General features: G+C 45.9%; 17 protein-coding genes. 3 read left to right on the forward strand and 14 right to left on the reverse strand.

All coding sequences use genetic code 11. From position 1 onward, the window contains the following. Positions 1–10: 10 nt before the first annotated feature. The 3 genes from OCU28_RS07010 to htpX form a co-directional block, all read right to left on the reverse strand. Positions 11–733 (reverse strand): SDR family NAD(P)-dependent oxidoreductase, encoded by a 723-nt coding sequence (locus OCU28_RS07010; protein ID WP_261815502.1) that lies wholly within the window; start codon positions 731–733, stop codon positions 11–13. Beyond that, positions 730–1,149 carry a nuclear transport factor 2 family protein gene (locus tag OCU28_RS07015; protein ID WP_261815503.1) on the reverse strand — a complete coding sequence of 140 codons (420 nt, stop codon included), beginning with the start codon at positions 1,147–1,149 and terminating at the stop codon, positions 730–732. Before OCU28_RS07015 ends, OCU28_RS07010 begins: the two co-directional genes overlap by 4 nt. A 162-nt stretch (positions 1,150–1,311) precedes the next feature. Further along, complete coding sequence (gene htpX, locus OCU28_RS07020) at positions 1,312–2,187, reverse strand: protease HtpX (protein ID WP_261815504.1); 876 nt, start codon at positions 2,185–2,187, stop codon at positions 1,312–1,314. Between the two features lie 280 nt (positions 2,188–2,467). Between htpX and OCU28_RS07025 the strand changes: the two genes are divergently transcribed. Next, on the forward strand, positions 2,468–2,629 hold the full coding sequence (locus OCU28_RS07025; RefSeq protein ID WP_261815505.1) for a hypothetical protein: 162 nt from the start codon (positions 2,468–2,470) through the stop codon (positions 2,627–2,629). An 80-nt stretch (positions 2,630–2,709) separates the two neighbouring features. Here OCU28_RS07025 and bioD read toward each other — a convergent pair whose 3' ends face one another. The 4 genes from bioD to bioB are packed head-to-tail and all read right to left on the reverse strand — an operon-like array spanning position 2,710 to position 6,365. Beyond that, positions 2,710–3,387, reverse strand: a complete 678-nt coding sequence (bioD, locus tag OCU28_RS07030; RefSeq protein ID WP_261815506.1) for a dethiobiotin synthase — start codon at positions 3,385–3,387, stop codon at positions 2,710–2,712. Next, positions 3,384–4,157 carry a malonyl-ACP O-methyltransferase BioC gene (bioC, locus tag OCU28_RS07035; protein WP_261817455.1) on the reverse strand — a complete coding sequence of 258 codons (774 nt, stop codon included), beginning with the start codon at positions 4,155–4,157 and terminating at the stop codon, positions 3,384–3,386. Before bioC ends, bioD begins: the two co-directional genes overlap by 4 nt. A 5-nt stretch (positions 4,158–4,162) precedes the next feature. After that, positions 4,163–5,326 (reverse strand): 8-amino-7-oxononanoate synthase, encoded by a 1,164-nt coding sequence (gene bioF, locus OCU28_RS07040; RefSeq protein WP_261815507.1) that lies wholly within the window; start codon positions 5,324–5,326, stop codon positions 4,163–4,165. Beyond that, positions 5,313–6,365, reverse strand: a complete 1,053-nt coding sequence (bioB, locus tag OCU28_RS07045; protein WP_261815508.1) for a biotin synthase BioB — start codon at positions 6,363–6,365, stop codon at positions 5,313–5,315. The genes bioF and bioB overlap by 14 nt, the downstream gene beginning before the upstream one ends. A gap of 110 nt (positions 6,366–6,475) precedes the next feature. Between bioB and bioA the strand changes: the two genes are divergently transcribed. Beyond that, a complete protein-coding gene (bioA, locus tag OCU28_RS07050; protein WP_261817456.1) occupies positions 6,476–7,759 on the forward strand; it encodes an adenosylmethionine--8-amino-7-oxononanoate transaminase in 1,284 nt (427 codons plus the stop codon). Positions 7,760–7,853: 94 nt separating this feature from the next. On the opposite strand, the gene OCU28_RS07055 is transcribed toward bioA, so the two are convergent. The 6 genes from OCU28_RS07055 to lrp all read right to left on the reverse strand — a co-directional run bounded on the left by OCU28_RS07055 (position 7,854) and on the right by lrp (position 15,577). Then, a complete protein-coding gene (locus OCU28_RS07055; RefSeq protein ID WP_261815509.1) occupies positions 7,854–8,306 on the reverse strand; it encodes a hypothetical protein in 453 nt (150 codons plus the stop codon). 133 nt (positions 8,307–8,439) lie between these two features. Further along, positions 8,440–9,747, reverse strand: coding sequence for a serine--tRNA ligase (gene serS, locus OCU28_RS07060; protein ID WP_261815510.1), 1,308 nt, complete (start codon positions 9,745–9,747; stop codon positions 8,440–8,442). An 83-nt stretch (positions 9,748–9,830) separates the two neighbouring features. Further along, entirely contained in the window at positions 9,831–11,177 is a 1,347-nt protein-coding gene (locus OCU28_RS07065; protein ID WP_261815511.1) for a replication-associated recombination protein A, read from the reverse strand. A 15-nt stretch (positions 11,178–11,192) separates the two neighbouring features. Then, on the reverse strand, positions 11,193–11,795 hold the full coding sequence (gene lolA, locus OCU28_RS07070) for an outer membrane lipoprotein chaperone LolA (protein ID WP_261815512.1): 603 nt from the start codon (positions 11,793–11,795) through the stop codon (positions 11,193–11,195). Between the two features lie 12 nt (positions 11,796–11,807). Continuing rightward, positions 11,808–14,978 carry a DNA translocase FtsK gene (locus OCU28_RS07075; protein WP_261815513.1) on the reverse strand — a complete coding sequence of 1,057 codons (3,171 nt, stop codon included), beginning with the start codon at positions 14,976–14,978 and terminating at the stop codon, positions 11,808–11,810. 107 nt (positions 14,979–15,085) lie between these two features. Continuing rightward, the gene (gene lrp / locus OCU28_RS07080; RefSeq protein WP_261815514.1) at positions 15,086–15,577 is read right to left on the reverse strand and encodes a leucine-responsive transcriptional regulator Lrp; all 492 of its coding nucleotides are present in this window, start codon (positions 15,575–15,577) and stop codon (positions 15,086–15,088) included. Between the two features lie 157 nt (positions 15,578–15,734). Here lrp and ald point away from each other — a divergent pair, with 157 nt between their 5' ends. Continuing rightward, positions 15,735–16,859, forward strand: coding sequence for an alanine dehydrogenase (gene ald, locus OCU28_RS07085; RefSeq protein WP_261815515.1), 1,125 nt, complete (start codon positions 15,735–15,737; stop codon positions 16,857–16,859). On the opposite strand, the gene OCU28_RS07090 is transcribed toward ald, so the two are convergent. Next, positions 16,856–18,064 (reverse strand): SAM-dependent methyltransferase, encoded by a 1,209-nt coding sequence (locus tag OCU28_RS07090; RefSeq protein ID WP_261817457.1) that lies wholly within the window; start codon positions 18,062–18,064, stop codon positions 16,856–16,858. The two genes, ald and OCU28_RS07090, sit on opposite strands and share 4 nt — an antisense overlap. Between the last annotated feature and the right edge of the window lie 3 nt (positions 18,065–18,067).

An 18,067-nucleotide genomic window follows, 5' to 3' on the forward strand; every position in this document is an offset into this window, starting at 1 on the left:
CTTGTTATTCCTATATCAGTTTTTGAGAAATTATCGACTGCCACGCATATGGAAGCGCTCCTATAAAACGTAGCAGTAAAGTAAACCGCTTCGGAAAATAGATGGATTTTTGCCCGGCATCAATGCCGCGCATTATCTCTTGCGCTGCACGCTCAACGGATACCATCATTGGCATTGGGAAGTCGTTTTTATTGGTCAAAGGGGTTTTTACAAAACCTGGATAGACAGTAGAGACTCGAATTTTTTTTGGTGCGAGATCGAGCGCCAAAGTGCGAGCTAAATAACTCACCGCAGCCTTAGACGCTCCATATGCCTCAGCCCGAGGAAGAGCCATTTCACTGGCAATTGACCCGACTATAACCACATTATGACCTGCACTCCAAGAGGGTTGGCACGCCTCAACGCAATTGGCGAGCCCAACTACGTTGATATCGATAACACGCTTAAATAGCGTGGCGTCCATCACGCCATCATTGATATATTCGCAGTCACCTGCGTTGAGTATCCACGTGGTTGGTAAAGGAGTCAGGTCGGCAAGCTTGCGCTTGGTCTGAGGAAGGTCGGTGATATCAAAAGCCAAAGGTAGAATGTTGGCATTCGAGTCCGCCATCTGTTGCAACTTGTCTTGGTTGCGCCCACAAGCCCAAACGGTATCGCCTTGAGAGGCGTAACGATGGGCCAGCTCCTCACCAATACCTGAGGTTGCACCTGTGACAAGATATACCGCGCTCATTGTCCTAACCTCTTTTTTATTCCCTTGATAATAGAGCCAAGTAGCGGCAGGTGCTCATACAACATCTCTCCCATATCAAAGTAGTCGCGATGATGAATAATTTTCCCATCAGCAAATCTTAGGTGACTGATACCATTAACCGCTACTTCACTGCCACCTTTGAGTTTGGGATGACGCAGATACATCACCCACACAATAAATCCTGAATCAAGAGACTGGTGAGAGCTTTGAATATCAAAACGGCATTCAATAACGTTCTGGTATAGATTTTCAAAGTACAGTGCAAGGGCATCCCAGCCATCTAATCGGTGCGCAGCATCTTCAAACACCACATCTTGGTGATAGATACTGGTTAGGCTATGTAGCGTATCTTTGTTGAGCTTTTGATACACATCGGCAACGGTTTCAACATTCATGCGTTTATCCTTGTAGTCATTATTGGCGCCATATCCATGGCTATATCTTATCTGCGTGTCTGCAATTAAAGATAACTACGTGTTTATTAACAAATAGATCAAAAAAAAAAGCTTGGTCACGTAAACCAAGCTTTTTTATCAACTAATGCATAATCCAGATATTTAAAAACTTTGCGTATTTCTCAACGCTTCGATGCGCTTATCCAGAGGTGGATGCGACATCAATAATTCAGTCATGGTACGCTTGCCATTGATGCCAAACGCCATCATTGAGCCTTCAAGTTGTGGTTCGTGACTGGTTTTTAAACGCTCTAATGCTGCGATCATCTTATGCTTGCCCACCAAGTGCGCTGCGCCCGCATCGGCATGAAATTCACGCTTACGGCTGTACCACATAGTGATGAAGCTGGCTAAGAAACCAAATACCAATTCAAGCACCATAGACACCCCAAAGTACACCATCATATTCGAACCACCCTCGCCCTCTTCATCGCCATTATTGGCCACAATATTGGCAATAAAGCGAGAGATGAAGATAACAAAGGTATTCACAACACCTTGCATCAGCGTCATGGTAATCATGTCACCATTAGCTATATGGCTGATTTCATGGGCAAGTACCGCCTCAGCTTCATCTTGAGTCATGCTGTTAATTAGACCGCTAGAAACCGCAACCAGAGAATCATCGCGTTTAGCACCCGTTGCAAATGCGTTGATGTCTGGCGAGTCATAAATGGCTACAGTTGGCATACCAATGCCTGCCTGATTAGCTTGACGAGAAACCGTTTCTATCAGCCAATGTTCTGTTTTATTACGTGGACTTTCAATAACCTGCCCACCAACAGAACGCAGGGCCATGCCTTTTGACATCAATAGCGAAATAAAGGAACCACCAAAACCAAACACTGCTGCCAACACCAATAGGCCTGACAGGCTGCCTGATTGAATTCCAGTAAAGGCATAAACGAGGTTGAGTACCACACTCAACACCGCGATTACAGCTAAGTTAGTCAGTAAAAATAACGCTACGCGCTTCATTCAATATCTCCAAGTAAGAAGCCAAATTAGTGAGCCTTTGCTCACCCGCTACTATATAGATAAGGGCAGTTAAACAAAACTCAAGACCCGTAACAAATTGCAACAAAATTAGAGGTGAGCTTGCAACTTTGAATTTAATTGCGATTAACACTTGCTTAAAATCAAAGAAATGGTTTAAAAAGTAATGAGGGAGTTTGAGTGATTTTTGTTCTTTTGCGATCACCCAACAGTCAACCTAGCTTTAACTCCTAATTAAAATAACTATGTAAGGAAACTTGTTATGTCACAGAACACTCATCAGATGGCACTAGATTTACTCCAATATCATTTAGGGCTCAGTGAAGAAGAAGCCCGAAAACAACTCGGATTTGAAGACCAAGATACCAAAAAACTGCAACAGCGAATTGCCCAATTTCAAGAAGGCGTCGAACAGACCCACTAATGCAATATCGAACATATACGGTATCGATACAAAAATGGCGCAGAATTTACTCCGCGCCATACTCGCTCAATAACCACTGATTAGATAATAGTGTCTAAATCAATATATTGGCTCAGGTCCTTTTTCAAGGCCCCGGCTACATACGGGATTTCGGCTATCTTTGGGGCATCAATATTTTGTTCTAGAAAGGTAATAATCTCTCGATAATGCTCTTCAAAAGGGTTTACTCGGTTAGCCACCCAGCCAATGAGTTGTAGGCCATCATTTTTTATCGCTTGCGCAGTTAACATTGCGTGATTCAAGCAACCCAGCTTAACACCAACCACTAACACCACTGGCAGTTTCTCTGTCACTACCCAAGACGACAGAAAGTCTTCATCTGAGATAGGCACATACCATCCACCCGCACCTTCAACTAAAACCAAGTCTGCAGCCTGTTGATGATGCGCTAATTGCTTGCTTAATACCTCGCAATCAATCACTGTGGCGTCGAGTTTTGCCGCTATATGTGGCGATGCAGGAGCGGTTAACACAACAGGATTAACCTGCTTATAATCGAGTTTGGTACTTGCCGCTTGCTGGAGATAAAGTGCATCGCTATTGCGCAGACCTTGTTCGGTAGGCTCAGCTCCTGCCGCAACAGGTTTATAGCCGATGGTTGATATTCCGCGCCCATTGAACGCTTGGAGCAGCGCTCTTGATACGACCGTTTTCCCTACATCTGTATCGGTACCGGCAATAAAAATTGTTTGATTCATTGATAAATAATCCCTAAACATACTTGATACGTCGCCGGTATTTGTTGTCCCTGTTGATGCATAGCTTGATAGTGAGCATCAACCTGTTGCAAAACCCTAGGTTTCGTCAGTCCTGGACTTCTACCTGAGACTTGGTTTGCACCAATTCCCTTAAGATCTCGCATTAACTGCAAAGCAGTGGGATACCATAGCGTCACTACGGGAAAGTCTACGCGATAGCGTGATGCTCCCGATTGAGCAAGCGCAATTTTTATCTGCTTTTTGGTAAGAAAAGTGTTTATATGTCGTTGTTTATTAACCGCATACCACGCTTGTTTAAGTTCGATAAGGCTCCCTTCGGCCAAGGTTGAAAATACCACTTTCCCGCCTGTCGCGCAGACGCGTTGCATCTCATGTAGAGGGGCATTTAAGGTATCACACCACTGCAACGCCAAACTCGACACCACTAAATCAAAGCTGTTATCTGAAAATGGAATACTTTGCGCATCTCCTAGCTGATAGTGGGCCTTACTGTCTAGACGCAATTTGGCTTGCTCAAGCATAGCCGAAGAAATATCTAAACAGGTTACTTTGGCGCCTCGCTCAAGCAACCTTTGTGCAAAGTACCCTGTGCCGCATCCCACATCGAGCGCCTTAATACCCTTAAGATCATTTGGCAGTACATCCATAAGCCGCTCTACCACATCTCGCTGAAACTGGGCATGTTTGTCATATTGAGAAGCGGCTTTTCCAAAAGCTTGAGCAATATTCAACTTGCTCGGGTGTTGCATGATACTCACTTCGCATTCTCCGTAGTTAGTAGTGTGGCGTGCAGTGCACTAACGAGTTCAGAGAGTTGATTTGTCGAATGGCTTGCACTGAGGGTAATACGAATTCTTGCCATATTGGTAGGTACAGTTGGTGGGCGTATTGCGGTAACCCACTGCCCGCGATCTCGCAAACATTGAGCCAGATTGAGCGCCTGATCACTGCGACCGATAAGTAAGGGCTTTATCGGGGTATGGGTTTGAACAAACCCCTCTACCTGAGACATATTTTTATCAAAATAGTCTTGAAGCTCATGCAGTTTATCTCTGCGCCATTGCTGTTTGCGCACCATATCAATGGCGTGAGTTAGGGTTGCGGCCTGCGCCGGCGGCATAGCCGTTGAATAAACGAAGTGACGCGCAAAATTATTTAGATAATCAGCTGTTTGTGTGTCACATAATATCGCCGCCCCAGAAATACCTAATGCTTTGCCAAAGGTAACCACCAGTATTTGTGGTCGAATGCCCGCTAGGTGGCAGCTTCCACGGCCTTGCTCCCCTAAAACACCGATACCATGCGCATCATCGACCATCAACCAAGCGTTGTGCAGATTGGAGAGCGACGCAATATCTGCCAGTGGCGACATGTCGCCATCCATACTGAACACCCCTTCGGTGACCACTAAACTGCTTTCAACTTTGCCTAACACCCGGGAGAGATGAGACATATCGTTGTGGGGATAACGGCGCATATTCGCACTACTTAGCATCCCTGCTTCTATCAACGAGGCGTGATTGAGCTTATCTTGGATAACAGTATCGCCCTCTTCAAGTAGAGCAAAAAGTAGCGCTTGATTGGCACTAAATCCTGAATTGAATAATACTGCGGCCGGGTAATCTAACCAATCACACAACGCTTGTTGCAGGTTAAGGTGCGCGTAACTCTGCCCTACTACCAGTGGTGAAGCTGCGCTCCCACAGCCATAACGCGCCAGATTCTGCTGCCAACAACTTATTAGCCCTTTATCTGCTGCCAAGCCGAGGTAATCGTTACTGGAAAAGTTATTAAACGACTGCTGTTGATGGTGAAGCTGACTACGATTTCCAGCGTCGATAGCTTCAACCTTACGTTCTAAACCTAATGCTTGTCGCCGCTTAATCTGCTCTGCGATTCGTTGTTTAAACGCTGGCATCGTAAAATAGATCATCCGCGGTTGGACGTGCCGCAACACGCTCAATTACTTGGTCTAGTAAGTCGCTTTCCTGAACCTGATCGGGCTTTTGAGAAACCGCTTGGCTATTAATACCTAACTTTTTAAACAGCTGCATATCACTGTCTTCATCTGGGTTAGGTGTGGTCAACAGTTTGCAACCGTAAAATACCGAATTAGCCCCTGCTAAGAAGCACAATGCTTGCATCTGCTCATTCATTTTCTCACGACCAGCCGATAAGCGAACCGCAGACTCAGGCATCATGATACGAGCTGCCGCAATCAGTTTAATGAACTCGAACGGCTCCACATCTTGCGCCTCTTCTAGCGGCGTCCCCTTAACCTTGACTAGCATATTAATAGGCACGCTCTCAGGGTGTACCGGCAAGTTAGCCAGCTCTGACAATAACCCAGCGCGATCGGCCAATCCTTCGCCCATACCAATAATTCCACCAGAGCAGATCTTCATCCCAGAATCGCGTACATGGGCCAGGGTATCTAAACGGTCTTGATAGGTTCGGGTGGTGATGATATTGCCGTAGTATTCTGGTGACGTATCAAGGTTGTGGTTGTAGTAATCAAGCCCTGCTTGTGACAGCTCATTGGCTTGTGCCGGGGTCAACATACCTAAGGTCATGCAGGTTTCAAGACCCAGCGACTTCACGCCTTTAATCATGTCAGTCAATAGCGGCATATCTCGGGACTTTGGGTTCTTCCATGCAGCTCCCATACAAAAGCGCGTTGAGCCTGATTGTTTGGCTTTTTGTGCAGCTTCTAAAACCTTTTCAACCTCCATCAAACGCTCTTTATCAACATCGGTACGGTAATGAGCACTTTGTGGACAATATTTGCAGTCTTCAGGACACGCACCGGTTTTAATTGATAGCAAGGTGCTGACTTGAACATAGTTAGGCTGTTGAAATTGACGGTGGATAGTTTGCGCTTGAAACACAAGATCCATGAAGGGTTGGGCTAATAATTGTTGAACCTCATCAATGGTCCAATCGTGACGTATTTGCACTTAAGTGCTCCTTTACCTGATTTGATCACTTGGCTAGTCTATCGGCAATAGGTACACTGTCAACAAATCAAAACCATAAAAGTTTACTAATGCACACAAATCAAACAAATATGGATTTATCGTTTGATAAACAACACCTTTGGCACCCATACACCTCTACCTTGTCGCCACTTACTTGTTATGGGGTGAAGTCCGCATCTGGTGTCCATATTACGCTGCAAGACGATACACAGCTTATCGATGGGATGTCTTCATGGTGGGCCGCAATTCATGGCTACTCTAACCCACAGCTGAATCAAGCTGCACACCAGCAAATCGATAGCATGTCCCATATTATGTTTGGAGGTCTCACCCACCAGCCAGCCATTGACCTAGGTAAGAAGCTCCTTGAGCTTGTCCCTGATAATTTACAGCATATTTTTTTAGCCGATTCAGGCTCTGTAGCGGTCGAAGTAAGCCTCAAGATGGCATTGCAGTATTGGCACTCTTTAGGTGAGCCTCGCTCAAAGTTTCTTACCCTTAAACACGGTTATCACGGAGACACCTTTGCCGCCATGTCGGTTACCGACCCCGATAATTCCATGCATTCCCTATATAAAGGCTTTCTGCCTGAACACATTTTTGTAGAATCGCCTACGATTGGCTTTTTCGATACATGGCACGACGATGACATCAAGCCATTTCAAAGCGCACTACAGCGTCACCATCAGCAGATCGCGGCGGTTATTCTAGAGCCGATTGTGCAGGGCGCTGGAGGCATGAAACTGTATCATCCCAATTATTTAAAGGCGGTGCGTGCACTGTGTGACAAATATGGGGTGTTATTGATTGCCGATGAAATAGCAACAGGCTTTGGTCGAACTGGAAAGATGTTTGCGTTGCAACATGCTGACATTGAGCCCGATATACTGTGCGTGGGTAAAGCCCTAACCGGTGGCTATATGACGCTCTCGGCCACCCTTACCAGCAAATCCGTTGCGGATACGGTATGTGCAGGGGAAGCTAAATGTTTTATGCACGGTCCGACTTTTATGGGCAACCCTTTGGCTTGTTCTGTTGCTAACGCCAGTCTTAGTATTTTGCAAACAGGGCAATGGCAAGAACAGGTAGCCAGCATCGAGCGTCATTTTGCGAAGGCGCTACCTAAGCTGCGACAGCATGCCATGGTAAAGGACATACGCTATCTCGGCGCGATTGGGGTTGTTGAAACCCATCACACTGTAAATATGGAAGCTATCCAAGCACACTTTGTTAAACAAGGGGTATGGATTCGACCATTTGGCCGACTGATATACATGATGCCGCCTTATATCATCAAGCATGATGAACTGGCGCAGCTCATAGATGCAATAGATAGCGCACTGCAAAAACCGGAATGTTTCAATTTACAGTGACACACAGCACTTAACGACGCGACTCACCCACCGTTGTAACGCCTTATATCGCACGATGAGCCTAAAAAAAGCCCTGCTTGGCAGGGCTATCCTATTAATCGTCACCAAGGGCTCGATAAATCTTGCCGACTATGGTTTCTGCTATCAAGATGACAAACACTACGACAAAGAACGCCATAATCCCGTTCCAAGGCCCAGAAAATGATACTGCATCCCCAAATACCACATCGATTGCGCCAAGCATCACAAACTTAGAGCCCACTAAAATAATATAGGTACTCACCCCGCGATATATCTTAGGTGCGGTGCCCGGTTTGGTTTTAAAATAGGCGGCTAATCTATGTTCTAACCCAATAGAAAGCTTAAGTAGCAGCTGTAACAAGATAGCGGCGCCAAGGGATACCGTAAATGAAGAAATGTTGACGTAATGCCAATACTCCTCCAGCAGGTTAAGTACCGTTAAATCCACTAAAATTGCCAGCGTATAACCAACGAATAGCTTTTGCGGAGTGCTAAAGTACTCCAATCCTTGTTTCTTCTCTTCCATGAGAACATCCTGTAATAAAATAGTTACCTAGATGTTATACATCCTAAGGCTATGAATTCCAAGTGTTTCTAGGCATTATTCTACACATAAAAAAACCGACCCTAAGGTCGGCTTTTATCATTGCACTATCGGATTAACCTAGGTGAGTTAAACCGCCCATATAAGGCTGAAGTACAGTTGGGATTTCAACGCGGCCATCGGCCAATTGGTTGTTTTCCAAGATAGCAACCATGGTACGACCTACAGCTAGACCAGAACCATTTAGCGTGTGTGCCAACTCTGGTTTCTTCTCACCTTTACGACGGAAACGAGCTTGCATACGACGAGCTTGGAAGTCCCACATGTTTGAGCAAGAAGAGATCTCACGGTAGGTTTCTTGCGCTGGAACCCAAACTTCTAAGTCATAGGTTTTACGAGCCCCAAAGCCCATATCACCAGTACATAACACAACCTTACGATATGGAAGCTCTAATAGCTGTAATACCTTTTCGGCATGACCGGTAAGCTCTTCCAGTGCATTCATTGAGTCTTCTGGTTTTGTGATTTGTACCAATTCAACCTTATCAAATTGGTGCATACGAATAAGACCACGAGTATCACGACCATATGAACCCGCTTCAGAGCGGAAACAAGGTGTATGCGCCGTCATTTTAAGCGGCAGATCAGCTTCTTCTGTAATAGTGTCACGAACCATATTGGTCACAGGCACTTCTGCAGTTGGGATCAGTGATAGTTTACGAGGCTCTTCGTCATTTACTTTTTCAGTTAGAGGCTCAGTATGGAATAGGTCTTCACCAAATTTTGGAAGCTGACCTGTACCATATAGGCTATCTGCATTCACAAGGTAAGGGACATACATTTCTGTATAGCCATGCTTATCGGTGTGCAGATCCAACATAAACTGGGCAATAGCGCGGTGAAGTCGAGCAAACTGCCCCTTCATCACGATAAAACGCGCACCAGTAATCTTAGTTGCTGAAGCAAAATCAAGTCCGCCCGCTAGCTCACCAAGATCAACGTGGTCTTTTACCTCAAAGTCATACTGCTTCGGAGTACCCCAACGAGATACTTCAACGTTATCGTCTTCGTTTTTACCATCTGGTACTTCTGCATCAGGTAGGTTTGGAACAGACAGGGTAATGTCTTCAAGCTTAGATTGAACTTGAACAAGCTCAATTTTCTTCGCATCCAGATCTGCACCTAGAGTGCCAATCTGTTTCTTGATCTCTTCCGCACCCGCTTTATCACCAGCTGCCATTTTTTGGCCGATTTGCTTGGAGATGGAGTTACGCGTGGATTGCAAGTTTTCAACTTCAACCTGAATGGATTTACGTTGTTCTTCAAGTTGACGAATGGTATCAACGTCTAGGATAAATCCGCGACGCGCTAGTTTTGCTGCTGTTTCGTCCAGCTCTGTACGAAATAATTTAGAATCTAGCATTGCTAATCCTGCGAGTGGTTAGTGAATTCTTAAGCCGTTTAGGCTCAAGAGATAAATTGAGTGCTAAAGATATCGAAAAAACACTATTTTTTGTAGCGCTTTTGCGTGCTTTTTTGGTCTAAAGAGTCGAGATAGTTTAGCTTTTCAGCAATTTTTGTCTCTAATCCTCGATTTTGAGGATAGTAGTAGCGACGAGACTCCAGTTCAGGAGGGAAATAACACTCTCCGGCGGCATAGGCTCCCGGTTCATCATGGGCGTATCTATACTCAGCGCCATAGCCTAAATCTTGCATCAACTGAGTCGGTGCGTTACGCAGATGATGCGGCACCTCTAAATCAGAGGTTTGCTTGGCATCATCTAGTGCCTGTTTCCACGCGGTATATACTGCGTTACTTTTCGGCGCACATGCTAAATATACCACCGCTTGAGCCAAAGCACGCTCTCCTTCGGCAGGACCAATACGGGTAAAACAGTCCCATGCATTAATCGCAACTTCCATCGCTCTAGGGTCTGCATTGCCAATATCTTCAGAAGCGATAGCCAACAGACGACGAGCAATATACAGTGGGTCACAACCAGCACTGAGCATTCTAGCACTCCAGTACAGTGCACCATCGGGGCTAGAGCCGCGAATAGACTTATGAACCGCTGATATCAAGTCATACCAAATATCGCCTTTGTTATCGAAACGAGCGACTTTTTCACCCGCCACTTGAGCCAGAAGCTCAAGGTCTATCTGCTTGATCCCATCTTTCTCGACCGCCATATCAAATAGCAGCTCAAGATAATTGAGAGCCATTCGCGCATCGCCGCTTACAAGCTCTGCTAAGCGCTTGTCACTTTCATCTATAAAGTTGGCTTGAAGTTGCCCTAGTCCGCGCTCTTTATCACGTAAAGCTTGATGAATAACCTCTAGGATATCTTGTCCATCAAGGGACTGAAGTTTATATACCCGAGCCCTTGATAACAGTGCGTTATTTAACTCAAAGGAAGGGTTTTCAGTGGTCGCACCGATAAAGGTCACCGTACCATCTTCGATATGTGGCAAAAATGCATCTTGCTGGCTTTTATTAAAGCGATGCACCTCATCCACAAACAAAATGGTGCGAGAACCCATTAATTGATTGTCTTTTGCTTTCTCTATCGCCGCACGGATCTCTTTTACCCCTGAGGTGACAGCAGATACGCGCTCTACCTTGGCATTGGCATAGCCTGCGGCAACCTCAGCAAGGGTTGTTTTCCCCGTGCCTGGTGGTCCCCATAAGATCATGGAGTGCAGCTGACCTGAACGGAGCGATCTTGCAAGAGGTTTATCGGGATGTAAAACGTGTTGCTGACCGATATATTCTTCTAGAGTACGAGGTCTCATCCTGGCCGCTAATGGACGAAAATCATCCCCTGATGAGAAATCTAACTGATAATTACTCATAGCAAGCGCCCTGCTCTAGTTGCGTTGATCGTCAACCTCAACGCCATTTGGGATCTCAAATACAAACCGTGATTTGGCCGGAACCTCATTCTTATAGTGATTAAAGGTAAACTTAGAGCGTTGACCATCTTGTTCAATCACATCAAAACCTGCGATGGTTCCTGCGGCGTTGATATCTATCTGAAACTGCCCTTGGGTACTATTTGGATCCGTTGGAGTGAGCGTAAAGCTGTCATCATTTTGTATAACGTTATACTTATCCCAATCGCTAGCTTGATTGCGAGTAAGTAGCACAAAAGGGGTTTGCTCTGTCGCTTGTTGCTGCCAGTAAATACTGACCTGCTCAACAAATGGCGTGTAGTACCATAGCGTTTTACCATCTGAGACTAAGATGTTCTCATCGGGCTTTTCAGTGGTCCAACGGAACAAGCTAGGTCGTGCAATTTCAACCTTACCCGTCCCTTGCATAAGGACTTCGTTGTCTGGACTCACTACAGTTTGCGCAAAATTAGCACTAAAACCGTCGGTCTTTGCCAACCGAGTAACCAAAACGTCTTGGGCTGATGCCCAGACGTTTACTGATACCAATGCCAATAAGGCAACGAAAATCTTGTTCATTATATTGGATACCTACATATCTTTAATTGGTGGTGGTGCAATAACTTCACGATTACCATTATGACCTGGTGCACTAACAATACCCTGAGCTTCAAGCTGCTCAACAATGCGCGCCGCACGGTTATAACCAATTTTAAAACGGCGCTGTACACCCGATACTGAGCCACGGCGAGTCTCTGTAACGTGCTCAACAACCTGATCAAATAGTGGATCAATGTCCTGGTCACCGTCTGGTTTTTCTCCCGGCAGTAAAGTGTCAGCAGATTGATCCGCTTTAGTAATTGCCTCGATATACTGCGGTTTGCCGCGCGCTTTCCAATCATTAACGACTGCATGTACATCATCATCGGATGCAAATGCGCCATGTACACGAGTAGTATGGCTTGAGCCTGGTGGTAAATACAACATATCACCCATACCTAACAGTGATTCTGCCCCACTTTGATCTAAGATTGTTCTTGAGTCAGTTTTAGTCGAAACGGTGAATGCAACACGCGTTGGGATATTGGCTTTAATAAGTCCGGTAATAACGTCTACCGATGGGCGTTGAGTTGCAAGGATCAGGTGGATACCGGCCGCACGTGCTTTTTGAGCAATACGCGCGATAAGTTCTTCAACCTTCTTACCAACTACCATAATCAGGTCAGCGAATTCATCCACCACAACTACGATATATGGCAATTTTTCCAGAAGCGGGGCTTCTTGGTCCATACTATCGCCTGGCTGCCATAGAGGATCAGGAATAGGGTAACCTGCATCCGCTGCCATCTTAAGCTTGTCGTTGAAGCCTTTAAGGTTACGCACCCCAAGTGCAGACATAAGTTTGTAGCGACGCTCCATCTCACCCACACACCAACGCAGGGCATTAGACGCATCCTTCATATCTGTCACAACCTCTGACAGTAGGTGCGGGATACCTTCGTAGATAGACAGCTCTAACATCTTAGGGTCAATCATGATGAAACGTACATCATCTGGTGTTGATTTATACAACATACTCAGAATCATAACGTTTACACCCACAGATTTACCCGAGCCTGTGGTCCCTGCTACCAATACGTGTGGCATTTTTGACAGATCGCCTACCACAGCATCACCAGCAATATCTTGCCCTAGCACAACCGCTGTCGGTGATGGATTTTCAGTAAATGTTGGACTACTGATTACATCCGATAGATACACGGTTTCGCGCGACATATTAGGCAGTTCAAGGCCAACATATGGTTTACCCGGTATTACCTCAACAACGCGCACTGCCAAAGCAGATAAAGAGCGCGCTAGGTCCATAGATAGGCCCGAGATACGCGATACCTTAACTCCTGGGGCAAGATCCAACTCAAAGCGAGTAATTACTGGCCCTGGGAATATACCCACGACGGTAGCTTTGATTTTGTAGTCCGCCAGTTTTGATTCAACTAGGCGAGCAATATTTTGCAGCGCTTCCCTATCGATATTATTCTCACGCTTTTCAGGATGATATAACAATTCCAAGGTTGGCATTGGGCTGGTTGGTTTTGGTAGATCAGCATCTTGTCGTATCAAGAATGGATTCTGTGATGCTTGATTACGCGCTTGAACCTTAGCCACTTCAGCTGCAAATGCAGCTGCATCGCTATTTGGTTGAGCTGGCACCGCTTCTGAAGCAACGCCTTCTTCCTCAGCTTCCTCAGTGCCTTGTTCGGCAATTGGTTCAGCAGTAGGCTGTGGCGCCACTTGTTGCGGCATAGCTTGCTCTGGCATAGCTTGAGGTGCATCTGCTACGATAATTCCAGCTTCAGGTATTGGTTGTTGTGCTTCAGGCTGTGGTTGTGGCTCGACTGCAACTTGCACTGGCTGCTCAACCTCAGCGGCAGGCTCAACAAGCATCGGCTCAATTTCAGGCTGCGGCATCGTAACCGACTGAGTTGATTTTGATACAGATTCATCATCTACCAGATCCATGCTAATTACTGGCTCTGGCTTGACCTCATCTTCGATATCAAAAGTGAACTCTTTTTCGTCAGATTGTGATTCAGCCGGTATTGAAATTGAATCATGGGTAACAATTGGCGCTGGTACTACCGGCGCCACTGGTGCACTGGCCACTGTTGTTGCGGCAACCAAAGGTTCAGTAATATTCGGTGCATCAAATAGCGGATCAACTGCTGCTGGCTCAGATGTTGAAGATGCAACTGGCGCTGGTTGCGGTTCAATGTGCGCGGGCGCAGTTTCAATCTGGGCTTGATGAACAGCAGGTTCATCGCTTGCTACATAATCGTTCGCCAATTGTGCATCTTGCTCAAGTTGCTGAATTGGAGCGTTCAGATTATTGGTGCGATCAAACGCCACGTTTTGTTGTGTCTGCACATCGTTAGGAACGTATATTTTATACTCTTCTTCCTCCTTGGAGGCAGAATCAAGAGCAGCATTTGATACAGAGAAGTCACGTAACAACGGATCATCGCTATCTGCATCGGATTTGACATCACTATCTAGCGTCGTATCCGCATATACAAGGTTTTGATCATCTAAGCGGGTTGGCTCAATCACTTGTTCTTTGTTACCACGAACAAAGTTTAACATCTTGGCCAGCAGCTCCATGGTCGATTGACCGATAGACTCAACAATCGACAACCAAGAAATCCCTGTAAATAAGGTAAACGCTGCGCCCCACAAAAATAGGAGTGCCAGAGTTGTCCCTAAAGGATTAAGTGTCGGAAGTGCCAAGCTTGTGATCACGTCACCGATGACACCACCGGACGAAAAGTACCAGATATCATCAAAGTTGATATCCGCTAAACCACAGCTTGTGACAATCAAGAAAGCACCGCCCAGCAGACGAGTACCCCATAGCATAAAGTCCACCGTTTCATGTGGTCTACGCTTGCGGAAGGTCGTCCAAGTGAGCAATATCAGCGCAGGCGGCAACACATAGGCAAGTACACCGAAAGAGAACAGCAAAGTGTCCGCAATCCATGCGCCAAATAAACCACCGGCATTTTGCACTTCCCCACCCCACGCAGTCTGAGACCAGGAAGGATCGGCTTGGCTAAAGGTTAATAGGGCTACAGCCATCAATACGGCTAGTAAGACACCTACAATAAAGCACCCTTCTCTCAAACGTTGGCCCCCGTTCAATTGCGGGTTAGTTTTAGAGGGTGAAGTGTGAACTATAGTTCGAATTTTGGAGTTTCTTTTCAACATATCCATTGTGCGCAGATACAACAAGAGCGGCCATTGCCGCCCAAGAAAAATTCATTTAAACACATGCAGAGGTAAAAACCCAAGTCAAACCTCTGTCAAACATAGAATTAACGAGTTTTAATAACCAACTGGTTGCTCTGTTTGACCTCTTCCATAACCACATAGGTACGAGTGTCATTCACTCCCGGCAGTCGCAGAAGCGTATCACCTAGCAATTTGCGGTACGCCCCCATATCCGATACGCGGGTCTTTAAAAGATAGTCAAAGTCGCCAGAAACAAGGTGGCATTCTTGGATATCGTCAAGTTTTTGAACTGCGGTATTGAACTGTTCAAATACGTCCGGTGCACCACGGTTAAGGGTGATTTCTACAAAAACGAGCAGTGATGCATCAAGATATTGTGGGTTAAGTTGGGCTGTATATCCAAGGATATAGCCTTGACGCTCAAGACGGCGAACCCTTTCTAAACAAGGGGTTGGAGATAGACCGACACGTTTGGACAGCTCTACATTTGAAATGCGCCCATCTTTTTGTAGCTCATTTAAGATATTTCTGTCTATACGGTCCAACTCCTTGGACGGCTTATTTACTTCTAGCATGGTTTTGCTCCATTTATTCACTTCCTTGCAACAATATACACTACATTTATAGCATATTTAGCATCAAATTTTAGTTAAAACAGCTTATACTAGTCATTAATTTCGTGATAAACGCAATACCCTAGAATCAATAACTATAAAAAAATAAGGAGTCAGAATGATCGTTGGCATCCCTAAGGAAATTAAGAACCACGAATACCGCGTTGGTATGGTTCCAGCCAGTGTCAGAGAAGTCATCTCACACGGACACCAAGTCATAGTTGAAACCCAAGCCGGATCAGGTATAGGTTTCCGCGATGAAGATTATATCGCCGCAGGTGCATCCATTCTTCCAACTGCTGCCGAAGTTTTTGCTCAGGCAGAAATGATTGTTAAGGTCAAAGAGCCTCAAGCAATCGAACGAGCTATGCTTCGCCAAGGGCAAATACTGTTTACTTATTTACACTTAGCTCCTGATTTTCCACAAACAGAGGAACTAATCAATAGTAAAGCCATTTGTATTGCTTATGAAACAGTTACAGATCACTTAAATCAACTTCCGTTGCTTGCACCTATGTCTGAAGTTGCTGGTCGTATGGCAATTCAAGCCGGCGCACAAGCCCTTGAGAAATCCAATGGCGGACGCGGATTACTGCTTGGTGGTGTTCCCGGCGTTGAGCCAGCCAAGGTTGTTATTGGTGGTGGCGTAGTTGGCTCTAATGCTGCTCGTATGGCGGTTGGTATGCGTGCGGATGTCACGATTCTTGACCGAAGCCTGCAAGCCCTACGCGCACTAGATGAAGAGTTTCAAGGGCGTGCAAAAATGGTTTATTCCACCGAAGAAGCGCTCTCTCGCCATGTAACAGAGGCTGATCTTGTTATTGGTGCGGTGCTTATTCCAGGAGCCGCAGCCCCTAAATTAGTGACCAAAGAACATATTAAGGCGATGAAAAGTGGCGCCGCTATAGTCGATGTGGCTATCGACCAAGGTGGTTGCTTTGAAACCTCGCACGCGACCACCCACGCCGAGCCTATCTATATCGTTGATGATGTCGTCCATTATTGCGTGGCAAACATGCCAGGTGCGGTTGCACGCACCTCAACTTACGCGCTCAATAACGCTACCCTGCCCTATATCTTGAAATTGGCAGACAAGGGGTATCAGCAAGCACTAAATGAAGACCAAGGCTTCCTAAATGGCCTTAACGTTATTCATGGTATGGTGACGTGCAAAGAAGTTGCGCAGAACTTTAATCTTGAATATGTCGATCCTGCGCAGGCAATTGCCATAGTAAATCGCTAGGTTTTCACTTCATCCAGCAACGCCGCCTGTATTAATATATTGCGCGGCGTTATTTTTTTATCGCAAAACTGACTTAAGCTGACAGCATAACCTTGCTCTTGTAAAAATAAGGCTTTATCAAACACTAGCCACATTTCAAGGGGTCTCAAGAACACTTGCTGCACTAAGCTTAATCGCTCCATTTCCAAAAACCGTGCTTGACCCATTTGCTCAAATTTATCCCACTCTGCCAACGGGAGATCAAAACCTTTGGTTTTCGCTGCCCAATGACAAAATGCCTCAAAGCCATGTTGCAGCTGAGACTTCTTAATACTGGGGATCGGTTGATAGTGCTGCGTCTTGGTAAGGGACGTGAGTAGCTCATCTAAACCAAGTCGATACACCATTTCCAATTGCCTGTGGCGCAGTACACGCTCACCGCCCGTCACCGTTTCTTGCAACGGAATACGCAGCTCGCTCTTGGATAAATGTAAACTCGATAACCGCCCTAAATCAGATAGCGGTTGATAGCTATCATCCCGAATAAGGTGGTAACAGCAAGGGGCAATAGATAGGTTTGCTATTTGTGCTCGGCTACCTTGCTTCATTAGCTCTACATGCAAGTCACCGCAAGCGTGCAGTGCTACCGCGTGTAGCGGTGGCGAAAATAAATGGTGTTTGTCACAACAAAATGCGTCCCCTTGAACGAAGTTCAGCGGTAAGTTGAGCTTATTCGCTTCATGTTGTCCCTTATGGCACAGAGCATGTTGCCATTCAAAGCTGGTGACAGATTGTTGGGTGCCTGCGGCGAGCATCCGGCCTAAGAAACCTTTACCCGCGCACCATTCTAACCAGTATTGCCCTTGATGATGACTGACTGCCGCCGAGCCCATAGCCTCGATTTGGCTTAGCTTTCGCCCCGGGATACCACTTGCTTGGTGCACATCAAGTTTTAGCTGTTGCGATTGGGTTGGGGGAATATCACACAGATCCGTCAACTGCTCACAGCACTCAATATAGGCTGCAAGTTTATCGATAAGCTCACAAGGGTTGAGCTTTAGTTGCTGCACCTGCTGCAGATCTAGCTGGTTCAGCCAAACAAATAATCCGCTACTATCGGACTGAAATCGCGATAGTCCGTCTCGACTCTCATGAAACGGCTCAAAGCGCCAATAGTGTTGATACTGGCGCAAAAGGTTATCTAAGGTAGCAAAGCTCTTTCGCATGGT

This window comes from Vibrio gallicus, from assembly GCF_024346875.1.
Classification (GTDB): Bacteria; Pseudomonadota; Gammaproteobacteria; order Enterobacterales; family Vibrionaceae; genus Vibrio; species Vibrio gallicus.